At 71.9% G+C, this 20,982-nt stretch carries 21 protein-coding genes and 1 pseudogene; 12 read left to right on the top strand and 10 right to left on the bottom strand.

Annotated features, from left to right (window positions below; translation table 11 throughout):
* The first annotated feature begins 323 nt into the window (after positions 1-323).
* From ACSMXW_RS01790 to ACSMXW_RS01800, 3 genes are all read left to right on the top strand, one after another.
* Complete coding sequence (locus ACSMXW_RS01790; protein ID WP_485803457.1) at positions 324-644, top strand: DUF3040 domain-containing protein; 321 nt, start codon at positions 324-326, stop codon at positions 642-644.
* 400 nt (positions 645-1,044) lie between these two features.
* A complete protein-coding gene (locus ACSMXW_RS01795) occupies positions 1,045-1,509 on the top strand; it encodes a winged helix-turn-helix transcriptional regulator (protein WP_485803459.1) in 465 nt (154 codons plus the stop codon).
* Between the two features lie 342 nt (positions 1,510-1,851).
* Positions 1,852-2,364 (top strand): winged helix-turn-helix domain-containing protein, encoded by a 513-nt coding sequence (locus ACSMXW_RS01800; RefSeq protein WP_485803461.1) that lies wholly within the window; start codon positions 1,852-1,854, stop codon positions 2,362-2,364.
* A 613-nt stretch (positions 2,365-2,977) separates the two neighbouring features.
* Here the strand turns inward: ACSMXW_RS01800 and ACSMXW_RS01805 are convergent.
* Positions 2,978-3,529 carry an LmbU family transcriptional regulator gene (locus tag ACSMXW_RS01805; protein WP_485803463.1) on the bottom strand — a complete coding sequence of 184 codons (552 nt, stop codon included), beginning with the start codon at positions 3,527-3,529 and terminating at the stop codon, positions 2,978-2,980.
* Between the two features lie 988 nt (positions 3,530-4,517).
* On the opposite strand from ACSMXW_RS01805, the gene ACSMXW_RS01810 reads away from it, so the two are divergent.
* Entirely contained in the window at positions 4,518-5,261 is a 744-nt protein-coding gene (locus ACSMXW_RS01810; RefSeq protein ID WP_485803464.1) for a lysophospholipid acyltransferase family protein, read from the top strand.
* Positions 5,262-5,361: 100 nt separating this feature from the next.
* The gene (locus ACSMXW_RS01815; protein ID WP_485803466.1) at positions 5,362-6,408 is read left to right on the top strand and encodes an NAD-dependent epimerase/dehydratase family protein; all 1,047 of its coding nucleotides are present in this window, start codon (positions 5,362-5,364) and stop codon (positions 6,406-6,408) included.
* A 166-nt stretch (positions 6,409-6,574) separates the two neighbouring features.
* On the opposite strand, the gene ACSMXW_RS01820 is transcribed toward ACSMXW_RS01815, so the two are convergent.
* The 3 genes from ACSMXW_RS01820 to ACSMXW_RS01830 form a co-directional block, all read right to left on the bottom strand.
* Entirely contained in the window at positions 6,575-7,846 is a 1,272-nt protein-coding gene (locus tag ACSMXW_RS01820; RefSeq protein ID WP_485803468.1) for a YcaO-like family protein, read from the bottom strand.
* 291 nt (positions 7,847-8,137) lie between these two features.
* Positions 8,138-8,278: a hypothetical protein gene (locus tag ACSMXW_RS01825; protein WP_485803469.1), complete on the bottom strand. Its 141-nt coding sequence runs from the start codon at positions 8,276-8,278 to the stop codon at positions 8,138-8,140.
* 574 nt (positions 8,279-8,852) lie between these two features.
* Positions 8,853-9,131 carry a type II toxin-antitoxin system Phd/YefM family antitoxin gene (locus ACSMXW_RS01830; RefSeq protein ID WP_485803471.1) on the bottom strand — a complete coding sequence of 93 codons (279 nt, stop codon included), beginning with the start codon at positions 9,129-9,131 and terminating at the stop codon, positions 8,853-8,855.
* Between the two features lie 109 nt (positions 9,132-9,240).
* On the opposite strand from ACSMXW_RS01830, the gene ACSMXW_RS01835 reads away from it, so the two are divergent.
* The 3 genes from ACSMXW_RS01835 to ACSMXW_RS01845 are packed head-to-tail and all read left to right on the top strand — an operon-like array spanning position 9,241 to position 10,810.
* Positions 9,241-9,894 (top strand): ATP-dependent Clp protease proteolytic subunit, encoded by a 654-nt coding sequence (locus ACSMXW_RS01835; RefSeq protein WP_485803472.1) that lies wholly within the window; start codon positions 9,241-9,243, stop codon positions 9,892-9,894.
* Between the two features lie 7 nt (positions 9,895-9,901).
* Positions 9,902-10,222: a hypothetical protein gene (locus ACSMXW_RS01840; RefSeq protein ID WP_485803473.1), complete on the top strand. Its 321-nt coding sequence runs from the start codon at positions 9,902-9,904 to the stop codon at positions 10,220-10,222.
* A gap of 51 nt (positions 10,223-10,273) precedes the next feature.
* Positions 10,274-10,810 carry a DUF6328 family protein gene (locus tag ACSMXW_RS01845; protein ID WP_485803475.1) on the top strand — a complete coding sequence of 179 codons (537 nt, stop codon included), beginning with the start codon at positions 10,274-10,276 and terminating at the stop codon, positions 10,808-10,810.
* Between the two features lie 8 nt (positions 10,811-10,818).
* Here the strand turns inward: ACSMXW_RS01845 and ACSMXW_RS01850 are convergent, their stop codons facing one another.
* Positions 10,819-11,265, bottom strand: coding sequence for an ATP-binding protein (locus ACSMXW_RS01850; RefSeq protein ID WP_485803477.1), 447 nt, complete (start codon positions 11,263-11,265; stop codon positions 10,819-10,821).
* Between the two features lie 261 nt (positions 11,266-11,526).
* Between ACSMXW_RS01850 and ACSMXW_RS01855 the strand changes: the two genes are divergently transcribed.
* Together ACSMXW_RS01855 and ACSMXW_RS01860 are read left to right on the top strand one after the other, a co-directional pair.
* A complete protein-coding gene (locus ACSMXW_RS01855) occupies positions 11,527-12,387 on the top strand; it encodes a helix-turn-helix domain-containing protein (RefSeq protein ID WP_485803479.1) in 861 nt (286 codons plus the stop codon).
* An 11-nt stretch (positions 12,388-12,398) separates the two neighbouring features.
* On the top strand, positions 12,399-12,623 hold the full coding sequence (locus tag ACSMXW_RS01860) for a DUF397 domain-containing protein (protein WP_485803481.1): 225 nt from the start codon (positions 12,399-12,401) through the stop codon (positions 12,621-12,623).
* A 13-nt stretch (positions 12,624-12,636) separates the two neighbouring features.
* Here the strand turns inward: ACSMXW_RS01860 and ACSMXW_RS01865 are convergent, their stop codons facing one another.
* The 5 genes from ACSMXW_RS01865 to ACSMXW_RS01885 all read right to left on the bottom strand — a co-directional run bounded on the left by ACSMXW_RS01865 (position 12,637) and on the right by ACSMXW_RS01885 (position 18,118).
* Positions 12,637-13,452, bottom strand: a complete 816-nt coding sequence (locus ACSMXW_RS01865; protein WP_485803483.1) for an ABC transporter permease — start codon at positions 13,450-13,452, stop codon at positions 12,637-12,639.
* Between the two features lie 25 nt (positions 13,453-13,477).
* Positions 13,478-14,362: an ABC transporter permease gene (locus ACSMXW_RS01870; protein ID WP_485803485.1), complete on the bottom strand. Its 885-nt coding sequence runs from the start codon at positions 14,360-14,362 to the stop codon at positions 13,478-13,480.
* A 4-nt stretch (positions 14,363-14,366) separates the two neighbouring features.
* Complete coding sequence (locus ACSMXW_RS01875) at positions 14,367-15,569, bottom strand: ABC transporter substrate-binding protein (protein WP_485803487.1); 1,203 nt, start codon at positions 15,567-15,569, stop codon at positions 14,367-14,369.
* A gap of 57 nt (positions 15,570-15,626) precedes the next feature.
* The gene (locus ACSMXW_RS01880) at positions 15,627-16,664 is read right to left on the bottom strand and encodes an ABC transporter ATP-binding protein (protein ID WP_485803489.1); all 1,038 of its coding nucleotides are present in this window, start codon (positions 16,662-16,664) and stop codon (positions 15,627-15,629) included.
* A gap of 263 nt (positions 16,665-16,927) precedes the next feature.
* Positions 16,928-18,118, bottom strand: a complete 1,191-nt coding sequence (locus tag ACSMXW_RS01885) for an 8-amino-7-oxononanoate synthase (RefSeq protein WP_485803491.1) — start codon at positions 18,116-18,118, stop codon at positions 16,928-16,930.
* A gap of 158 nt (positions 18,119-18,276) precedes the next feature.
* On the opposite strand from ACSMXW_RS01885, the gene bioB reads away from it, so the two are divergent.
* Entirely contained in the window at positions 18,277-19,605 is a 1,329-nt protein-coding gene (gene bioB / locus ACSMXW_RS01890; protein ID WP_485803493.1) for a biotin synthase BioB, read from the top strand.
* Positions 19,598-20,914, top strand: a pseudogene (locus tag ACSMXW_RS01895) (adenosylmethionine--8-amino-7-oxononanoate transaminase); the annotation flags it as partial. The gene bioB and the pseudogene ACSMXW_RS01895, both read left to right, overlap by 8 nt.
* Positions 20,915-20,982: the final 68 nt, after the last annotated feature.

The raw sequence follows: 20,982 nt of genomic DNA on the forward strand, positions 1-20,982 counted from the left end.
CCCTCGACACCCCCGGCACCGCCCGGCGCCGCGCGCCCGCGCGGCCGTCCCGGGTCACCGGTCCCTGCCCCGGTTCCGGCCCCGGGTCATGGGTCCCGGGCCCCGGGTCCCTGCTCCGGGACCATCGGACCCTACCGGGCCGCGGGAAGCGTCTCGGACAGGGGCCGGACCTGCGCGCCGAACGGCCCGTTCCGCCCCGCCCACCACGGGCGTCGCCGGGCGGTCGGGGGCGCCGCGTCCGGTGGGTGCGGCCGTGTCGTTAGGGCTGAGGGGTGCCGGGGCACTCGTGGCGGAGCCGAGACGAGTGGTGGGAGGTAGCGATCATGGCGAAAGGCCGGCTCCCCGAGCGCGAGCAACGGATCCTGGACGAGATGGAGGCGGCCCTCGACCGTGACCACCGTCTGAACCGACGGCTGCGCGCGGTGCGCATCAGCTTCCGGCTGCACAGCGCGTGGGCGGCCTCGGGAGCGGCCCGCGGGTTCTTCATGGCCATGGCGGCCCTGGCCTCGCTGATCCTCCTGGTGGTCGGCATCAGCACGTCCAACCCGGGTGTGATCTGGGCCTTCGCCGCGACCTGGACGTTTGCGCTGCTGGGCGGCCGGCGGGCGCTGAGCCGTCGGGCGGAGCGCCACGACAGGGTCTGACCGGCCGGTCCGGCCGGTCCGGCCGGATCGTCCGTCCGGCCGGACCGCCCACGTCCGGCCCGTGCGGGCAGCGCGGCCCTCCGGGCAGGTCCGTCGGCGGGCATGGGGCACCGAGCGGGAACGGTAGGGGGTCACGGGGGGTGCGGGGCGAAAGGGGGGCAGTTGGGGGTGCGGGGCGAAGGGGGGCAGTCTGCCCCGGTCGGGGGGAGGCCGTCTGTCCCGGTCGCTGACAGGACGGCGACATAGCGGGCACGCCCGGCGGGGTCCTCGTAATAGTGTGCGCAGAAGATTTGAGGCTCAACCTTTTAATTCTGGCCTCAACCGCGTCGGCGCACTGTTGCGCGACCGGCGCGCGATGCGGAGGGAAATGACGGTGGGCGCGCGCACGGAGGACCACCCATTGACATGGGCCGTGCGGCACATCGGCGACTGGTGGGCGCTGGAGTTGCTGCATGAGGCATGCGAGGGGCACACGCACTTCGAAGAGTTCCGCGACAGTCTGGAAATAGCACCGAACATGGTTGCCAATCGGTTGGACACCTTGGTCAGAACCGGCCTCATGACGCATCTGCCGAGCGAGAGCGAACCACGGCACGACGCCTATGTACTCACGGACCTCGGCCGCTCGCTGAGGCCCGTCCTGCTGGCCCTGGCCGCGTGGGCCAACGGCCGGCTGCCTCCCGAGCGGCGCAGTGTCGTCCTGGTGGACGCCGCCACCGGCCAGGAGGTGGAGCCGGTGCTGGTGGACCGGGCCACGGGCCGCCGGGTCGACACCGGGGCGCTCGTGTTCGCGGCGGGTCCGGCCGCGAGCCCCGCGGTGCGCTCCCGGTACCCGGCGCGGCGCCCGGCCGAGGGGGAGGCGTGAAACCCATCGGCGGTGTGACGACCGGAAACGGCGCGAAATCCTGACTCGACGGCGCGTCATGGAACACCGGAATGCGCCCCGCGCGAAAAGCGCGGGTTTCGCGATACCAGACGTTCCGCTTACCTGCCGGATGTCCTGTCGACAGGACGTTCCCGAATCCGGGAGAGCCCCGGGAAACCGCTGTGGCACGGGAGAAAACAGGCGCCGGATCCTCAAGGAAAATTAATCTGTTCTTGTCCGGCCTTCGATCCTCTTGCTAGGGTTCTTTGATCCTGTTGGCGCCGCCTGCGCCAGGGACCATTCACTCTGGGGGTCGCCGTGTACAAGAGCTCCAATAGTGATGTGAAGTTCGTGCGATGGCCCGCCCAGGCGAACTTACGCAGCCACTGCAAGCGAGAAGGAATTCCCTGTCTGCTCGTGGTGGAGGGCGGGGCGGAGCCACCGCTGTGCAGCGATCCGCGCGAGGACTGGGTACGTGCCCCGATATCCCGTACCGACCTGGAGGCCCGGGTCGCCACCCTCCGGCACCGGGCACGCAGTCGCAGGACCCCCGTCCTGGACTCCTCGGGCACGCTCTACTTCGATGCGCAGTGGGTGACGATATCCACCACCCAGACCGAGCTGATGGAGCTGTTCGTGGAGCGCTTCGAGGCGGTCGTGCCCCGTCACGAGCTGCGACAGCGCCTGGCCAGGTCCGCGTTGAGCAACCCGACGCGCAACTCCCTGGACCTGCACATCATGCGGCTCAGGAGGCGCCTCGTCCCGGTCAACCTCGCGATCCGCACGGCCTGGGGACGCGGGTATCTGCTGGAGCCGCTCGCGGAGGCGGAGCGGCCGGCACGCTCCTGTCCGTGACGGCGGGCCGGGACGCGGTCCCGGACGGCGGCCGGCTCGGCGGGCACCCGCCGTCCGGGCCGGCGGTCCTCGTCGGCCCGGACGGCGGCGGCCAACCGGCCGCCGTCCGACCGCCAACCGACCGCCGCCGGGCGGCCGTCCGGCCTCCGCCGCCCGCGGGTCCCGGCGCGTTCCGGGCCATCGTGCGTGCGGAGCCGCGCGTCGACAGCCCGGTGCCGGCGGTGGGCCGCATCCGCCGGCACCGGGCGCCAGGCGACGGCACGTACACGGGCGGCAGGTCCGGGCAGCCCCGTACGTCCGCGAGGCGGAACGCAGTCGGTCGGACGGCACCGCGCGGAAGGCATCCGGGCGGACGGTACGGCGCGGAAGACACCTTGCGCACCGGCGCGGCACGGAACACGCCCAGGCCGGCCGGGATCGGCACGGCCCGCACAGACCCACCCGCCCAACGACCAGGCACCGCCACCCGGTGGCGCACCACGCGAGCGACGGACCACGGGAGCAACGGGCCGGCGGGCAACGGGCCGGCGGGCAACGGGCCACCGAGGGCAACGAGGGCCCACCGGGCACCGCAGGGGGCGGATCGGGCACCGCAGGGGCGGCGGATCCGCCCTCACTCGTCCGGCAGCTCGCCCAACTCCTGTTCCGCGGCGCGGTCGAGTGCCGTCAGCACCCAGTGGTCGAATTCGGTGCCCGAGTGATGGGCGGCTCTGCGCCAGGACACCAGACGGCTGCTCGGCACCTGGATCCGGGGAATCAGCGCGAACTCCTGCCGCGGCCCCTTGGCGCCGGAGCGCTCGTCCTGGATATGACCCCGGAGTTGCTTGGTGGTCCACTTCAGCCGCTCGGCCTGGTCGAGCAGCAGATCCTGCTTGTCCAGCGGCAGCGACGCCACCTCCGCGTGGTGCTGAAAACTCAGTCGCGCGCGCCTGCGGTGCAGCGGGAACCGGCGGGCGACCCATGCGTAGTTCCGCAACGTCTGGTATTGGAGTCCGGCGGCGCGAATGGCCCGCTGATAACGGTCGGCGTAATGCTCCTTGCCGTACATCAGCCAGTCGCCGAGGCACCAGGCCGAGGAATCCACGATGCGGGAGAGGTGGTGTCCAGCACGCTCCCACTCCGCGAAACTCAGCTCGGCCGGAAAACGCAGTCCGACCTTGGTCATCAGGAGCTGGTCCGCCTCGACGCGGGCCCCGCGCGGCCGACCGAGCCGCGGTGGAGGCGCGCCCCGGACCGGGGCCCGGGGGACGGCCGTGTCCGCCCGTGTCCTGTTCAATACGCTCTCCCCCTGCGCGGAGAATGCGGGCCGGAATTCCACCGGCACACACCCTCGCCGTCATCGTGCAACCGTCTGCAGCGTGTCCTGCGGCTGCCTTTGCAAAACGCTACGGGAAGGGAAATCAGACCGTCAAGACCGGCAGGTCGACATACCCGGAAGGCCTCGTCCGATTCTCCGCTTGACGCGCCCGGAGGGAATCCCGTGGTGTGCCCCAGGCGCCCCCGGAGGATCCGGGAAGAGCCCCGTGACCTGCCGCTCATCCATCGGACCGATACCGTGCGGAACGCATACGATTCCGGCCAGCAATCCTCCTGAACCGCCTCGGGAAGTCCCCCGCATTCAAATCCGTGATATTAATCGTATAAATCTCCTGGCTCCCGGGGATAATCGCCAACGCAATCACCCTCCCGAACATCCGGCTGGCACGGCACATCGCACCGGAAACTGCCGCACACCGGCGACCGTCCCGTCCCGCGGTCCCCGGCAGCGGCTCCCCTGACAGTCCGCCGCCTCAGCCGTCACCCCGGTACCACCGGCTCCTCGGCTCCCGCCCCACCGGCTGGGCGGCGGTCCGCATGGGACGGCGTGCAACGGCTCCCGCCCGCCCCGGCCCCGCTCCCGGCGCAGGAGGGACCCTCGGTGCCCGGTGCCTCCGAGCCCCCGCGCGCCCCCGCCCGGGAAGCGCCGGCACCGCTCCCGGTCAGGAGTGCCCAGAAACGGCGGTGCTCTTCTGTCACGAGTCCGTACGACTCCGATCAGAAGTGGTTACAGACGACGACCCCTGGACCTACACTGATCACTCCTAAACACGCTGTGACCTGGCAGAACGCAATCGCAGTACGCAGCCCGGAGCCGACTCATCAGGGAGCCACCCGTGTTCTACTACGTGCTCAAGTACGTGTTCCTGGGCCCACTGCTGCGGTTGCTGTTCCGGCCGAGGATCGAGGGTCTGGACCATGTTCCGGCGTCCGGCGCGGCGATCATCGCCGGAAATCATCTGTCGTTCTCCGACCATTTCCTGATGCCGGCGATCCTGAAGCGGCGTATCACATTCCTGGCGAAGGCCGAGTACTTCACCGGGGGCGGCATCAAGGGCCGGCTCACCGCGGCGTTCTTCCACAGCGTGGGCCAGATCCCGGTGGACCGGTCGGGCAAGGAGGCCGGGCAGGCGGCCATCCGCGAGGGCCTGGGCGTGCTGGGGAAGGGCGAGTTGCTGGGCATCTACCCGGAGGGCACCCGCTCGCACGACGGCCGGCTTTACAAGGGCAAGGTCGGCGTGGCCGCCATGGCGCTCAAGGCCCGGGTCCCGGTGGTCCCGTGCGCGATGATCGGCACCTTCGAGGCGCAGCCGCCCGGCCAGGTGCTGCCCAGCCTGCGCCCCGTGACGATCAGGTTCGGCGCACCGCTGGACTTCTCCCGCTTCTACGGCATGGAGGAGGAGAAGGCCATCCTGCGCGCGGTCACGGACGAGATCATGTACGCCATCCTGGAGTTGTCGGGCCAGGAGTACGTGGACAAGTACGCGGCCGTGGTCAAGGCCGAGCAGGCCGCCGAGCAGGGGGGCGAGACGGGCGGCGCCGAGCGCGGCAGGAAGTTCCCGCGGATGCCGCTGAGCTGACTCCCCGTGCCGGCGCCGAGACGTCGCAGGTGCCGTCGGCCACTCTGCGGTCGGCGAAACATGCTGGCCGCGCCGGCCGGTCCGCTCATACGGTCCGTGCATGGGACGACATGCAGTGGTGATCGGGGCGACGGGCCAGATCGGACGGGCCGCGGTGCGGGCTCTCGCCGGGGACGGCTGGACGGTGACGGCGGCGTCGCGCGGCGGCGGCCGGGATGACGGATGGCCGGGCGAGGTCAGGGCGGTGCCCGTGGACCGCGCCGACGACGACGCGTTCGCGGCCGTGCTCGGCGAGGGCTGTGACGTGCTCGTCGACATGGTCGCCTACGGGCCGGCGGAAGCAGGGCAGTTGCTGTCCTTCGCCGACCGGATCGGCTCCGCGGTGGTGATCTCCAGCGGGGCGGTGTACGCGGACGCCGAGAACCGCAGCTTCGACACCCAGCAGGAGCCGGACGGCTTCCCCCGCTACCCGGTGCCCCTCCCGGAGAGCCAGCGGACGGTGCCCGCCGGCGAGCAGAGCTACGGCACCCGGAAGGTGGCCCTGGAGCGGGAGTTGGCGGCCGCGGGCGACCGGCTGCCGACAACGCTGCTGCGGGCGGGCGCGATCCACGGGCCGCACTGCCGGACGCCCCGCGAGCTGTACTTCGTGAAGCGGAATCTGGACGGCAGGAGGGTGCGGGTGCTCGCGCACCGCGGGCTGAGCCGCTTCCACCCGGTGAGCGTGCACACGCTCGCCGAGCTGATCCGGCTGGCGGCGGCCCGCCCGGCCTCCCGGGTGCTGAACGCGGGCGATCCCGAGGCGCCGACCGTCCAGGAGATCGGCGCGGCGATCGACGCGGTCATGGGCGTCCGGACCGAGACCGTGCTGCTGCCGGGCGAGCCGCCGGCGTCGGGCGTCGGCGGCACCCCCTGGTCCACCCCGCACCCCGTCGTCTACGACATGACCGCGGCCGAACGCGAACTCGGCTACCGTCCCGTCACCACCTACCGGGACTCCCTGCCGGAGACGGTGGAGTGGCTCACCGCACGGCTGCACGGCCGCGACTGGCGCAGTGCGTTCCCGGACCTGGCCCGGGCATACGACGTTGGGACCGGCCTCTTCGACTACGCGGCCGAGGCCGCCTGGCTCGCCCGCCACCGCTCCTGACCAGGCGGCACTCCTCCGGACGAGCGGGACCCCTTCCCTGCCCGCGCGGCGCCGCGCCCGGTCCCGGCCCGTGTGCCCGGCCCCGTCCCGTGTGCCCGGCCCCGTCCCGATGCGCCCCGCCCGGGAAGGGGCGTCCGGCCGCTGACTGCGCATCCCGGGCCCGGTCTCACCCCGTGCCGTTCCCCCGGACACGCGCGGCGAGGCCGCGGGGGCCGGGAAGGACGACCTGGCCGTCGGTGACGACCATGAAGCGTTCCATGCCGGGGACGAAGACGTTGACGACGGCCAGGTGGTCGCTGACGTATCTGTCCCACACCCAGGCGCCGTGGCCGTGCCGGCGCAGCAGCGCCAGCAGGGCGTCCAGGTGGCCCTGGGGAGTGCGCGGGCTCTCGACGGCCCGGAACGGCACGGTGCGCGCGTCCCCGAGACGGGGTGAGAAGTCGGCGAGGTAGCAACGGTGCAGCGCCGGGTGGGCCTCGGTGTGGATCGTCGCCGCCGCCTCCTCCTCGGCGTCGGCGACACCGCTGTCCAACTGGATCAGTTCGTGCAGCGCGCGCTCCACGGCGTACGCCGGTGAGAGGGACGCACCACAGCCGCGCACCCGGGCCGCGGCGCCGGGCTCGGCGGGCAGATAGGCCCAGTAGGCCGGTACGCCCAGGTCGCTGGTCATGTCCAGCAGCCACACCCGGCCGCCGACGTACTCCTCGGCGGCGTGGTGCAGCGCGGCCAGCGGTGCGGGCAGGGTGGCGGCGTCCAGCACGCGCAACGGTGGGGGCGTGCGGGAGAGGAACTGGCGGATCAGCAGCAGCGACATCGCGTCCCGCTCGATGATCTCGTTGATGGCGTGCACCATGGCATCGGCGCGTGTCACCCCGGCCGCCCAGCCGCTGTTGAGCGAGTAGCGGCAGAGCACGCGGTAGTCGTAGGCGTCGCCGCAGGCGTGACGCGCCGCGGCCGGCTGCTCCAGGTAGGCGGGCATCGAGAGGAATGCGGGCACGTCCGTGTCCGGGCCGCCCGTCACGGAGCGGTAGGGCAGGCAGGCGAGCGGCCGGTCGGGGCCGTCCGCCAGCAGGGCGAGCACGGCGTCCTGTCTGCCCAGGGCGGCGACGACCCGGTGGGCGTCGCACAGCACGACCTGTTCCACGGGCGGCATCTCGCTGAGGTGGTGCTCGAACGCCTCGAAGACGGCGCCCACCCGCGCCGCCGCTCCCGCGCCCTTGCCGAAGCCGACGCCGTTGGACACCGGCGCCCCGTCACGGTGGAGGTCGCAGCGCCAGGCACCGGGCTCGGCGGCCCCGGCGGGCAGCGGCCTGAGGGAACACGTCATGCCCAACTCGGCGGCGGCGGCGCTCGCGTGCCGTTCGGCCTCTTCGAGGGAGGCGGCCCGCTCACCGTACTGCGGGGCGTCGGTGACGGTCGTGGGGGCTGAAGCGGTCACGGGGGCCCTCTCCTCTCTCTCGTCTCTCGGCGTGGGACTGTCGTCCTGGTACCACGCGGAGGGCCGGCCCGGAGGAGCGTTCGGCTCGCACCTCTGCGGCATCCGGCCGTCGGCTCCGCCGGTTCCGGCTGTCGGATTGGCTGGCTGCGGCTGTCGGTTTCGCTGGCTGCGGCTGCCTTCGCCGGCTCGCGCTGTCGTCTTCGCGGGTTCCGCTGTGCGCGGCAGCGCAGGGGGGCACAATCGGCACGGGGGCCGAGGCCATCTGCACTGGCCTCGGCCCCCGTTCACCGACTAGACGGCGTCCGCGTTGCGCGAGTCGGTCGTGGTGCTCTCCGCCTCGATGTCGCTCAGCATCTGCACCTCGCTGGTGGCCAGCTCGGGCTCCTCAGGGTTCCGAAAACCCGAGATGTCGACGTTGATCGCAAGTCCCATGACAGACCTCCCTACTTGGCGGTTTCTTTAACCTTTCTTAGTCTTAGGCGGGTTGCCTCTGTGAGGCCAGTTGCGTTTCCGCCAATGAGTGACTGAAATACCGGGCCCTGTCAGGGCGTATCACTCACCTAAAAGCGCAATTAATAAGACACACCCCTTTTGCCGGGCACATCCCACCCATAAAGCGAGCACAGTCGACCCACAAGCGGACGGACGCCTCACGGATCAGGCGCCGCCCACCCCGGAACCCTCCACCGGACGACGACTCACGCCCCCTCCGGTGCCGCCGCCTCGAACGCCCCCCAGGAGCTCTTGCACTTCCCTGACGATCGCGGCGATCAGCTCATCGTTGAACGTTCATTCTCTACATATGCCAGGACTCGACACCCACGTCGGGACTCCATGTGACGGTGGGCGCCCGCCGACAAAGAATGAACGATCATTCTCTCTGCCGCCAATGACCCTCAGGCGTGGCGATGGGACCCCTGGTGACCATGCCGCGGATCCGCGGCGCTGACCGCGTCCGGTCGCGCGGGGGCGCCCACCGGCGCGCCCCGCGGCGCCAGGGGGCGGGTCAGTGGGCGTCGGGACTGCGGTGCTCCGCGGCGATGCCGAACCTCTGGGGTTCACCGGGAGCGGACGGCACCGCGCCGATCGCGGACACCGAGCTGATCACCTGCTCCCCGACCGCGCCCTGCTCCTCTTCGAGACGTCGCAGGTCGGCGGCCGATACCAGGGCGACCAGAGGTTTGCCGTGCCGGGTGACGACCACTCGTTCACCGCCGTAGACGACGCGATTGATCAGATCGGCGAGCTCTGCCCGCGCTTGCGTCACCGGAATCTCGTAGGCCATGCTCCTCATCATAACGTCACGTACATCCTGTACATTTTTTACAGGGGTGTGAGACGCGCCTCGCTGAGGCGTGCACCCACGGAGACCGCCGCTCCCAGGAGGCGCTGCCATGACCCGTCCGTCCGGTTCTTCCGGTCCCACCGGCCGCTATGTCCTGCCCGAGTTCACCGAACGCACCAGCATGGGCCAGCGCACGCTGGATCCGTACTCCAAGCTGCTGGACGAGCGGATCGTCTTCCTCGGCACCCCGATCGACGACACCTCGGCGAACGATGTGATGGCGCAGTTCATGCACCTCGAGTACCTGGCGCCGGACCGGGACATCTCGCTGTACATCAACTCCCCCGGCGGCTCCTTCAGCGCCATGACGGCGATCTACGACACCATGCAGTTCGTCACCTGCGAGGTGGAGACCATCTGCCTCGGCCAGGCGGGGTCGGCGGCCGCGGTGCTGCTGGCCGCGGGCACCCACGGCAAGCGGTCCGCGCTGCCGGACGCCCGGGTGCTGATCCACCAGCCGGAGTTCGCCGAGCCCATCGAGGGCCAGGCCTCGGACCTGGCCATCCAGGCGGACGAGATCCTGCGCACCCGCTCGCTGCTGGAGGAGATGCTCGCCCGGCACACCGGCAGGAGCAAGGAGCAGATCAGCATCGACATCGAGCGGGACAAGATCCTCGACGCCCAGCAGGCGGTCGAGTACGGCCTGGCGGACCGCGTCGTGCCCAACCGCAGGAGTTCGGACTCGTACTTCGATGCGAAGTGAGGTGCCGATGCTGCCACCCGAGCTTCCCCCGCTGCCCGCCCTCACCCGGGCAGAGGGCGACCTGATCGACAGCTACCTGGCGGTCGTGGACCTGCTGGGCCGCATCAACCCGGCCCGCGCCGGCGACACCTACAGCGGCCTGCGCGCCGCCCAGGCGCTGGTGTCCAAGGCTGCCACGCTCCGGGACGCGCTGGTGCTGATGCACCAGCGCGGCGAGAGCGAGCTGCATGCCGAGACCCTGACGCGTGCGCTGCGCGTCCTGGACGGCGAGCGGCGCGCCGCCCGGGTCACGGTGCCGGACCGGCACGCCGACGGGCCTTCCGCGTGACGCTCGCGCCGGCGGGCGTACGCGTGCGCCGGACGGGTTACTCATGGCGTTATGGACGAGCAGCCTGCAGAGCACGCACGCAATGAGACCCCGATGGAGCGGGCGGACCGCAACTTCTCCGAGCTGCTGCAGGAGTTGCGGGTCACGCAGACCGGGGTGCAGATCCTCTCCGCCTTCCTGCTCACCCTGGCCTTCACGCCCCGCTTCCCCTCGCTGGACGACGCCCAGCGGGGCGTGTACGTGGGGACGCTGCTGCTCGCGGTGCTCGCCACGGCGCTGTTCATGGCGCCCGCGGCGCTGCACCGCTGGCTGTTCCGGCGGCACGCCAAGCCGCAGATCGTGGAGATGTCCTCGCGGCTCGCCATCGTCGGCATGGCCACGCTTGCGCTGGCGGTGACCGGATCGGTGCTGCTGGTCGTGGACGTGGCGCTCGGCAGGGCGGCGGGGATCGTGACGGGCATCGGGGTGTTCCTGCTGCACACCGGCCTGTGGGGTGTCATGCCCATGCTCGCACGACGCCGGACGGCCGCCCCGGGCCGGCCCTCCGCGCCGGCAGACGGCCCGCCGGGCGGTGGCCCTACCCGGTAGGCCGTGCCCTACCCGGTGAACGGGCCCTCCCGCACAGGGGCCACCCAGGGCAGGGTGATCCACACCGTCTTGCCGCCCTCGGGGGTGGGGTCGACGAAGAGCCGGCCGCCGTACTCCGCGATCAGCCAGCGGATGATCACCATGCCCCGGCCGTTGTCCTGCTGGACGGCGGCGGGCAACCGCTTGGGGTGCCGCGGGTGGCTGTCGGTGACGCCGATGCGGAGCTGCTCGTCGCGCTCCAGTGCGACGTCGATCGTGAAGGTGGGCGACTGTCCGAGGGTGTGCTGAACGGCGTTGGTGGCGAGCTCGGAGACGATCAGCCGCACGGTGTCGGCCACGTCCGCCTCCCCGGGCAGCCCCCACTGGGTGAGGAGGTTGCCGACGTAGGTGCGCGCTGCGGAGACCGAGGCTGGATCGCTCGGCAGAGTGACGGATGCTTCCTGAAGGTCTGCCATGACGGCGTCGTCCCTTTCCCACCGGGGCCGAGCTCCGACACATGGCGGATGGCTCGAGGGGCGGCCCCGGACCGGTGCTGGGCGCCAGACTGCCACCCGCCCACCGGTCAGGGGTGCCGATCCACCGAGAAGTGCATATATCTGTCCCTCGATGCGGTGAACTCTGCTGCGATCGACCGTATTTGGGCGCGGCAGGGCGCTTCCTCTAGCGAGCGGGCTGCTGTCCGAGGCGGCCCGGGGAGAGTCGGAGAGGAGACGGCCATGCGGTACGGTCCCGCGGTGCGCCGGCGAAGACTCGGTGCCGAACTGCGCGCCCTGCGGCTGGGCGCCGGGCTCACCAGCGGCGGAGCCGCGGCGCTCGTCGGCTGGCACCAGTCGAAGGTGAGCCGGATCGAGACCGGCAGGAGCGGGGTGCGCCCCGGCGACGTACGCCTGCTGCTGGACGCCTACGGGGTGACGGACCCGGGGCAGCGCCAGCTCCTGGCGGCCCTCGCGGGCTCGGAGCACGACGGCGGGCGGCACGACTGGTGGCATGCCTACCGGGGTCTGCTGCCGCCCGCCTATCGGGACTTCATCAGCCTGGAGGCACAGGCGTGCCGGGTGCGGACGCTGGAGACCTCGGTGGTGCCGGGGCTGCTGCAGACGCCTGACTACGCCCGCGCCGTGACGAGGGCCGCGCTGGGCTCCGCGCCGGACGACCGCGTGGAGGCGCTGGTGGAGGTGCGTCTGGCGCGCCAGGACGTGCTGCGTGCGGAGCCGCCGGTGCAGTTCAGCGCGGTGCTGGACGAGGCCGTGCTGCGGCGCTCGGTGGGCGGCGCCGCGGTGATGGGCCGTCAGCTGCGGGCGCTGCTGGAGGCCGGGGGCCGGCCGCATGTACGGCTCCAGGTCCTGCCGTTCGCCGCCGGGGCGCACATCGGGGTCACCGGCCCCTTTGTTGTTCTATCTTTTCCGAACATTTCCGATCTCGATGTCGTCGTTCTCGACCATTTAACGAGTAGCCTCTATCTGGAGCGGAAAGAAGACCTCTGGGCGTACACAGTTGCCTTCACCTCACTTCAGGGGTACGCCCTTTCCCCCGAGGATTCACTGGAATTCATCGCCCGCGTCGGCGAGGGAGCGTAGGGAGCACTCTTATGGCCGCACGGTTTCGGCACGTACCGTCCAGCACCGCACTGCACGGCGCAGCGTGGCGCCGCAGCAGCCACAGCACGGGAGCGAACAACTGCGTGGAGGCGGCCGCGCTGACGGCGGGTCCGGGGGCCGGGCTGCTGGCGGTGCGGGACTCCAAGCGGCCCGCGGGGCCCGCCGTGTTGTTCTCGCCCGGCGCGTGGCGGGCCTTCCTCACGGGCGTGCGCTGAGGCGGGCCGCCGGTCAGATCCTGCTGCCCGGCGCGGTGTCGGAGGCGAGCCGCTGCGCAAGGTAGATCGGCAGCACGGACACCAGCACCAGCACCGCCGCCACCACGTTGACCACCGGGGCCTGCTGGGGTCGTGCCATGTTGTCGAAGATCCACAGGGGCAGGGTCTGCACTCCCGGCCCCGCCGTGAAGGTCGTCACCACGATCTCGTCGAAGGACAGCGCGAACGCCAGCAGCCCGCCGGCGGCCAGCGCGGAGCGCACCAGCGGGAAGGTGATGTCGGCGAAGGCCCGGAAGGTGTGGGCGCCCAGGTCCATCGCGGCCTCCTCGACGGATCCGGGCGCCCTGCGCAGCCGTGCCACAACGTTGTTGAAGACCACCACCACGCAGAAGGTGGCGTGGCCGACGACGACCGTGAACAGGCCCAGTTGGACGCCCAGCGGCTCCAGTACCGTCTTGATGGCGGAGTTCAGCGCGATCCCGGTGACGATGCCGGGCAGCGCGATGGGCAGCACCACGGCGAACGAGACCGCCTCGCGCCCGAAGAACGCATGCCGCTGCACCGCGAACGCGATCAGCGTGCCGAGCGCCAGGGCAACCGCGGTGGCCGCGGCACCCGCCTGCACGGACGTCCACAGCGCGTGCCTGGCACCGGAGTTCTGCCAGGCCGCCGCCCACCAGTGCAGGGTGAGGCCGGACGGCGGCCAGCCGGCGCTGCGGTCCCGGTTGAAGGAGTTCAACAGGACGACCAGCAGCGGCAGGTAGACGACCGCGAAACCCAGGGCCGCGACGGCGCGCAGCGCTATGCGCGCGGAACGCGTGAGGCGCATGGCTCGATCCTCCTCATGGACTGCCTCAGAGGCCGCTCAGCGCGCCGGTGCGGCGCACCGCCAGCAGGTAGAGCACGATGACGACGACGGGGACCATGCCGAGCGCCGCGGCCAGGGGCAGGTTCAGCGTGACGTTCGAGTAGACGAGGTTGCCGATCAACTGCGTCTTGCCGCCGACGATCTGCACGGTGATGTAGTCGCCAAGGCTGAGCGAGAACGTGAAGACCGAGCCCGCGGCCACCGAGGGCAGCACCATCGGCAGCACCACCGACCGGAAGGTGCGCCACGAGCGCGCCCCGAGGTCGGCGGAGGCGTCCAGCAGGCTCTCCGGGAGCCGTTCGAGCCCGGCGTGGATCGGCAGGATCATGTACGGCAGCCAGAGGTAGGTCAGCACGACGACGGTGGCGGCGAGTCCGTACCCCGGACCGCTCAGGCCGAGCGGCGCCAGCGCCCAGTCGAGCGGTCCGCCGGTGGCCAGGATGAGCCGCCACGCGTAGACCTTCACCAGGTAGCTGGCCCACAGCGGGGTGAGGATCGCCGCCACCAGCAGCGGCCGCCGCCTGGGGCGCGCCACCCGGGCCGTGTAGAAGGCGACGGGGAACGCGATGACGGCGCAGAGCACGGTGACGGCGAGCGCCACCCCGACGCTGCGCAGCGCGACCCTCCGGTACAGCGGATCGGAGAGCAGGGACGAGAAGTTCTCCGTGGACCACACCTTCACGACCTCGGACGTGAAGGAGTCCGTGGTCCAGAACGCGGAGAGGAACAGCGCCGCGAGGGAGCCGAGGTAGGCCACCACCAGCCACAGCAGCGGCGCGGAGAGCAGCAGCGACAGGCGCAGCCGTGGACGGCGGTGCAGCGCCCCGGCGAGCCGCCGGACCCCTCCGGCGGCCTGCCCGGTCGACGTCATGGCGTCAGCCCTTGATCTCGTTCCAGGCCTGCACCCACTTCGCGTACGGCACGCACCGGACGTCGGTGCGGCCGTCGAGGCACTGCTCGATGGGCGTGGTCCAGTAGTGCACCTTCTTCCAGTACCGCTCGTCGCTCGCGTGGAAGACCGCGCAGTGGTTCCTGTCGGCGGTCTCGGCACAGGCCCTGGCGTTCGAGGGGGCCTCGCCGAAGTACTCGGCGACCTGGGCGTTGACCTTCGGCGAGATGATCCAGTCGAACCACTTGTAGGCGCAGTTGGGGTGCTTGGCCCTGGCGGCCAGCATCCAGGTGTCGGACCAGCCGGTGGCACCCTCCTTGGGCAGCACGGCCTTGACCTTGGCGCCCTCGGATGCGGCGAGGTTGGCGATGACCTGCCAGGCGGTGCCGACGACCGAGTCGCCGCTCTTGAAGGCGGAGATCTCCTTGAGGTAGTCGCTCCAGTACTCGCCGACGTCCGCGTTCTGCTTCCTCAGCAGGTCCACCGAGGCGTCGAACTGCTTCTGGTCCAGGGCGTACGGGTTCTTGATGCCGAGGCCCGGCTTGGTGGCCATCAGGTACAGCGCGGCGTCCGCGATGTAGATCGGCGAGTCGTAAGCGGTGACCCTGCCCTTGTACCGGGAGGCGTCGTCGAAGACCGCGGACCACGAGTCGGGGGCCGGGGTGACCTTCTGGGTGTTGTACATGAGGAGGTTGGCGCCGCGGCCGTGCGGAATGCCGTAGGGGACGCCGTCCACGGAGTTCCAGGGCTGGTTCTTCAGCCCGGCGAAGACGTCCGTGTAGTCGGGCACCAGCTTGGTGTTGACGGGGGCCGCGTCGCCGGAGGCGATCAGGCGGAGCGAGGCGTCGCCGGAGGCCGACACGGCATCGTAGTCGCCGGTCTTCATCAGCGACACCATCTCGTCGGAGGTGGCCGCCGTCTTGGCGTTGACGCGGCAGCCGGTGCGTTTCTCGAAGTCGGTGACCCAGTCCACCTCGGGGTCGTTCGAGCCGTCCTCGACATAGCCGGCCCAGGCGATCAGGTTGACCTGTCCCTCCGTCCTGCCCAGCTCGGACTGCGCCTTGAGGTGCGGCGGATGGAGTCCGCCGGCGCCCGGCGACCGCGAGGAGCCGCCGGAGTCGGAGGATCCGCAGGCGGTGGCCACGAGAAGCGCAGCGACGGTCGCTGCGGCCTTGAGAGCGGGGTTCACGCGCACGACATTCTCCAGACGTGAGGGGACTGGCGGGGCGTACGTACGGTGGGGTGGTCAGCCGGGGTCCGGGATCGGGACGGTGTGCCGGCGGTGCCAGCGGAGGCCGACGCGGGCGCCCCGGTGGGCGGCGACGTCCTCGGACGAGGCCTGGAGGTTCTGCTGGAGGACGGTGAGGCTGCCGCCGGCGTCCAGGTCGACCAGGAACCGGGTCGTGTCGCCGAGGTAGACGACGTCGGCGACGGTGCCCGAGGCCGCGATGTGCTCGGGGCCGTCCCGGACGCCGGTGCCGGCCGTCAGGACGATCTTCTCGGGGCGGACGCTGAAGGTCCCCGAGGCGCCGAGGAGCCGCTTGGCGACCTCGCCGGTGAGCAGGTTGGAGGTGCCGACGAAACCCGCCACGAAGGCGTTCGCCGGCCGCTCGTAGATTTCCGCGGGCGTGCCGGCCTGCTCCACCCGGCCCCGGTGGAAGACGGCTATCCGGTCGCTCATCGCCAGCGCCTCCTCCTGGTCGTGGGTGACGAACACGAACGTGATGCCCACCTCCCGCTGGAGTTGCTTGAGCTCTGTCTGCATCTCTTCGCGCAGCTTCAGGTCGAGGGCGCCCAGCGGCTCGTCCAGGAGCAGCACCCGCGGGCGGCCCACCAGTGCGCGGGCGAGCCCCACGCGCTGCCGCTGGCCGCCGGAGAGCTGCGCGGGGCGCCGCCCGCCGTAGCCGGTGAGCCGCACCAGTTCCAGCGCCTCACCGGCCCGGCGCAGCCGCTCCGGCTTCGGCACGCCCCGGATCCTGAGCGGATACGCGATGTTCTGCTCGACCGTCATGTGCGGGAAGAGCGCGTAGTCCTGGAAGACCGTGTGCACGTCGCGCTCGAAGGGCGCGAGGCGGGTCACGTCGCGGCCCGCCAGCTCGATCGAGCCCGACGTGGGTGTCTCGAACCCCGCGACCAGGCGCAGCACCGTGGTCTTGCCGGAGCCCGAGGGCCCCAGCATCGAGAAGAACTCGCCGTCGGACACGGTTAGGTCGACCCCGGCCACCGCCTGCACCGGGCCGAAGGTCTTCGTCAGTCCCCTCAGCCGGATCGCCGCTCGCTCCATGGCGGGTCCCTTCTGGTGTGCCCGGGGTGGATCGGACCTCGATGCGGTTGTGCGTGCCCTTCGCCCCCGGCCAGCCGTCCGTCGGGAGACCGGCTCGCTGATCGCCCGGTGGGCTCGTCCCCGAACGTCCGGGGGGCTGCCCCCTGCGGACACCTCCCAGGCCTTCAGGACACGGGGAGCCTCAAGGGCCTGCGAGGCACCCCCAGGACGGGCTGATTCCTTCCCCTACGGGACCGTCCTCAAGCACCGCACTGGCCGATTCCTCACCCTCCCCTCACGTCCTCACACCCGGGCGGGCCGGTGCGGGCCCCGGCGGCTTCGGGCGCGGTGCGCAGCACCGTCTCCACGGCGCGGTCGATCTCACGCGCCGTCAAGTCGGCGCGGGCGGCGAGGCGGACGCGGGAGATGCCGTCGGAGACGGAGGGCGGGCGGAAGCAGCCCACCTCCACGCCCACGGCGCGGCACGCGGCGGACCAGTCCAGCGCCTCCTGCGGGGACGGGGCGTGCACGGAGACCACCGCCGCGTCGGGGCGGGCGCCGGTCAGGCCGGCGCCGGTGAGGCGGGTGTGCAGGGCGGTGGCGGCCGCGCGGGCGCGCCGCGGGCGGTCGGGCTCGCGCCGCAGCAGCCGCAGGGCGGCCAGTGCGGCACCCACCGCGGCCGGCGCGAGGCCGGTGTCGAAGAAGAACGTCCTCGCGGTGTTGAGGATGTGGTCGATCACCCGGGCCGGGCCGAGCACGGCGCCGCCCTGGCTGCCGAGGGCCTTGGAGAGGGTCACGACGGTGACGGTGTCCCCGGCGCCGGCGAGCCCCGCAGCCCAGGGCGCGCCCCGGCCGCCGTCGCCCAGCACGCCGAAGCCGTGCGCGTCGTCGACCACCAGGCCGGCGCCCTCGGCACGGCAGACGGCGGCGAGCGGGGCCAGCGGGATCGCGTCGCCGTCCACCGAGAACACCGAGTCGCAGACTACGATCGCGGGTCCCCGATGCCCCGCCAGCGCCTTGCGCACCGCCTCGGGGTCCGCGTGCGGCACCACCTGCTTGGCGCCGCGGGCCAGCCGGCAGCCGTCGATGAGCGAGGCGTGGTTGCCCGCGTCGGAGACGATCAGGCTCCCGCGCGGGGCGAGCGAGGTGACGGCGGCGAGGTTGGCCGCATAGCCGGAGGAGAACACCAGGGCGGCCTCGGCGCCGCAGAACGCGGCCAGTTCGCGCTCCAGCTCCGCGTGCAGCTCCGTGGTGCCCGTGACCAGCCGGGAACCGGTGGCCCCGGCACCCCAGAGCCGGGCCGCCTCGGCCGCCGCGGCCGTGACCTCCGGGTGGCGGGCGAGGCCCAGGTAGTCGTTGCCGGCCAGATCGAGCCGCTGGGCGCCCGGCGCCCGGGGGCGGAGGGAGCGGACCAGACCGGCGGCATCGCGCTCGCGGGCCTGCGCGTCGATCCAGTCGAAGGGCGCTGTGGGCATGCGGGGCTCCGGAAGGGCAGAGGTGGTTTTGTAGGCAATGCACAGACCCTAACCGCCGCCTCGGCTACCCAGCCTGTGGCAATACCCACACCTTGGGCGTGTGGTGTTGTGCGAATCCTCCTTGGCTCGGGGCTCCTCCGTGCGCAAGGATCAAGTCCATGGACCTGCTGAACACACTGGTGGACAAGGGACTTCGGTGCGAGCCGCCGACCCGCGAGGAAGCGCTCGCCGTGCTGACGACCTCCGACGACGAACTCCTCGATGTGGTGGCGGCGGCCGGACGGGTGCGCAGGCACTGGTTCGGACGACGGGTCAAACTCAACTATCTGGTCAACCTCAAGTCGGGCCTGTGCCCCGAGGACTGCTCGTACTGCTCGCAGCGCCTCGGCTCGCAGACCGGCATCCTCAAATACACCTGGCTGAAACCGGACGAGGCCGCACGCGCCGCGGCGGCCGGGGTCGCGGGCGGCGCCAAGCGGGTCTGCCTGGTGGCCAGCGGCAGGGGACCGACGGACCACGACGTCGACCGGGTGTCCGGCACCATCGCGGCGATCAAGGAGCAGAACGAGGGCGTGGAGGTGTGCGCCTGCCTCGGGCTGCTCTCCGCGGGCCAGGCCGAGCGGCTCCGCACGGCCGGCGCCGACGCCTACAACCACAACCTCAACACCTCGGCCGCGACCTACGGCGAGATCACCACCACGCACACCTACGACGACCGGGTGGACACCGTCCGGCAGGCACAGGCCGCCGGGCTGTCCGCCTGCTCGGGGCTGATCGCGGGCATGGGCGAGACGGCCGAGGACCTGGTCGATGTCGTCTTCGCGCTGCGCGCGCTCAACCCGGACTCGGTGCCGGTGAACTTCCTCATCCCCTTCGAGGGCACCCCGCTGGGCACGGAGTGGAACCTGACCCCGCAGCAGTGCCTGCGCATCCTGGCCATGGTCCGCTTCGTCTGCCCGGACGCGGAGGTGCGGATCGCCGGCGGGCGCGAGATCCACCTGCGGACTCTCCAGCCGCTCGCCCTGCACCTCGCCAACTCGATCTTCCTCGGTGACTACCTGACGAGCGAGGGCCAGGCGGGCAAGGCGGACCTCGACATGATCGCGGACGCCGGATTCGAGGTGGAGGGCACCGACACCACGACACTCCCCGACCACCGGCGCCCGTCCGCCGGCCACCCGGTGCAGGGCGGGTGCGGGGGCACAGGGGGGTGCGGCTGCGGGGGCGACCACCAGAGCCTGGACGGCCGCGAGGGCTCGGGGGACCTGGCGGGCACAGACCGCCGTGGGGGCCCGGGTGACCTTGGCGGCCCGGGTGACCTTGATGGCCCGGGTGACCTTGATGGCTCGGATGACCGCGAGCGCTCGGGTGGTCGGCCCGGCGGGAGCGGCGCGGGTGCGGCGGAGCAGCCCGCCCCCGTCTCCCACGCCGACCTGGTGGCCCTGCGCCGTCGCGGCGCCGGCACCGATCTCGCGCCCAATGCGTGAGGCGGCCCGGGCGGGCGTCGTGCCGGGGCCGCTGCGGGAGGCACCCGGGCTTCCGGAGTTGCTGGAGCTCGACCGCCGGCACGTCTGGCACCCGTACGGACCCATGCCCGGCCGCCAGGAGCCCCTGCTGGTGGAGTCCGCCTCGGGAGTGCGGCTGCGGCTCGCGGACGGCCGTGAGCTGGTGGACGGCATGGCGTCGTGGTGGTCGGCGATCCACGGCTACAACCACCCGGTGCTCAACGAGGCGGCGCGCCGGCAGCTCGGCCGGATGAGCCATGTGATGTTCGGCGGCCTCACCCACGAGCCCGCCATCCGCCTGGCGAAGCGACTTGTCGACATCACACCCGAGGGCCTGGAGCACGTCTTCCTGGCGGACTCCGGCTCGGTCTCCGTCGAGGTCGCGATCAAGATGTGCCTGCAGTACTGGCGTTCCCTCGGCCGCCCGGCCAAGCACAGGCTGCTGACCTGGCGCGGCGGCTACCACGGCGACACCTGGCAGCCGATGTCGGTCTGCGACCCGGACGGCGGCATGCACGCACTGTGGTCCGGCGTCCTGCCGCGCCAGATCTTCGCGGATCCGCCGCCCGCCGGGTACGAGGAGCGGTACGCACAGGCGCTGGACGAGCTGGTGGCACGGCACGCCGGCGAGCTGGCCGCGGTGATCGTGGAGCCGGTGGTGCAGGGGGCGGGCGGAATGCGCTTCCACTCCCCCCGCTATCTGCGGGTCCTCCGGGAGGCGTGCGACCGGCACGGTGTGCTGCTCGTCTTCGACGAGATCGCCACCGGCTTCGGCCGCACGGGCACGCTGTTCGCGGCCGGCCAGGCGGGGGTCACACCCGATGTGATGTGTGTGGGCAAGGCCCTGACCGGCGGTTACCTGACGATGGCGGCGACGCTGTGCACCGCGCGCGTCGCCGCCGGCATCGCCAGGGGCGAGGTGCCGGTGCTGGCGCACGGCCCGACCTTCATGGGCAACCCGCTGGCCGCGGCCGTCGCGGATGCCTCCGTGTCGCTGCTCCTCGGGCAGGACTGGGCCGCCGAGGTCCGGCGCATCGAGCGGGGCCTGCGCACCGGCCTCGGGCCGGCGGCGGCGCTGCCCGGGGTAAGGGACGTCCGGGTGCTCGGCGCGATCGGCGTGGTGCAGCTGGAACGTGCGCTGGACGAGCGGGCCATGGCCGCGGCGACCCGGGCGGCGGTCGACGCGGGCGTCTGGCTCAGGCCGTTCCGCGATCTGCTCTACACCATGCCGCCGTATGTCACGGGCGACGAGGACGTGGCGCGGATCTGCCGCGCGGTGTGCGCGGCGGCGGAGGCGGCCGCCGCGGGAGCGGTGGTGAGCGGCACGGGAACGGCACCGACCGCGGGAGAAGGTGGAGA

The sequence above is a fragment of the Streptomyces sp. DSM 116793 genome (assembly GCF_057320905.1).

Coding starts and splice junctions, on each gene's coding strand:
- ACSMXW_RS01790 (WP_485803457.1), top strand. CDS start 324: ATGGCGAAAGGCCGGCTCCCCGAGCGCGAGCAACGGATCCTGGACGAG.
- ACSMXW_RS01805 (WP_485803463.1), bottom strand. CDS start 3,529: ATGACCAAGGTCGGACTGCGTTTTCCGGCCGAGCTGAGTTTCGCGGAG.
- ACSMXW_RS01815 (WP_485803466.1), top strand. CDS start 5,362: ATGGGACGACATGCAGTGGTGATCGGGGCGACGGGCCAGATCGGACGG.
- ACSMXW_RS01825 (WP_485803469.1), bottom strand. CDS start 8,278: ATGGGACTTGCGATCAACGTCGACATCTCGGGTTTTCGGAACCCTGAG.
- ACSMXW_RS01830 (WP_485803471.1), bottom strand. CDS start 9,131: ATGGCCTACGAGATTCCGGTGACGCAAGCGCGGGCAGAGCTCGCCGAT.
- ACSMXW_RS01835 (WP_485803472.1), top strand. CDS start 9,241: ATGACCCGTCCGTCCGGTTCTTCCGGTCCCACCGGCCGCTATGTCCTG.
- ACSMXW_RS01840 (WP_485803473.1), top strand. CDS start 9,902: ATGCTGCCACCCGAGCTTCCCCCGCTGCCCGCCCTCACCCGGGCAGAG.
- ACSMXW_RS01845 (WP_485803475.1), top strand. CDS start 10,274: ATGGACGAGCAGCCTGCAGAGCACGCACGCAATGAGACCCCGATGGAG.
- ACSMXW_RS01850 (WP_485803477.1), bottom strand. CDS start 11,265: ATGGCAGACCTTCAGGAAGCATCCGTCACTCTGCCGAGCGATCCAGCC.
- ACSMXW_RS01855 (WP_485803479.1), top strand. CDS start 11,527: ATGCGGTACGGTCCCGCGGTGCGCCGGCGAAGACTCGGTGCCGAACTG.
- ACSMXW_RS01860 (WP_485803481.1), top strand. CDS start 12,399: ATGGCCGCACGGTTTCGGCACGTACCGTCCAGCACCGCACTGCACGGC.
- ACSMXW_RS01865 (WP_485803483.1), bottom strand. CDS start 13,452: ATGCGCCTCACGCGTTCCGCGCGCATAGCGCTGCGCGCCGTCGCGGCC.
- ACSMXW_RS01870 (WP_485803485.1), bottom strand. CDS start 14,362: ATGACGTCGACCGGGCAGGCCGCCGGAGGGGTCCGGCGGCTCGCCGGG.
- ACSMXW_RS01880 (WP_485803489.1), bottom strand. CDS start 16,664: ATGGAGCGAGCGGCGATCCGGCTGAGGGGACTGACGAAGACCTTCGGC.
- ACSMXW_RS01885 (WP_485803491.1), bottom strand. CDS start 18,118: ATGCCCACAGCGCCCTTCGACTGGATCGACGCGCAGGCCCGCGAGCGC.
- bioB (WP_485803493.1), top strand. CDS start 18,277: ATGGACCTGCTGAACACACTGGTGGACAAGGGACTTCGGTGCGAGCCG.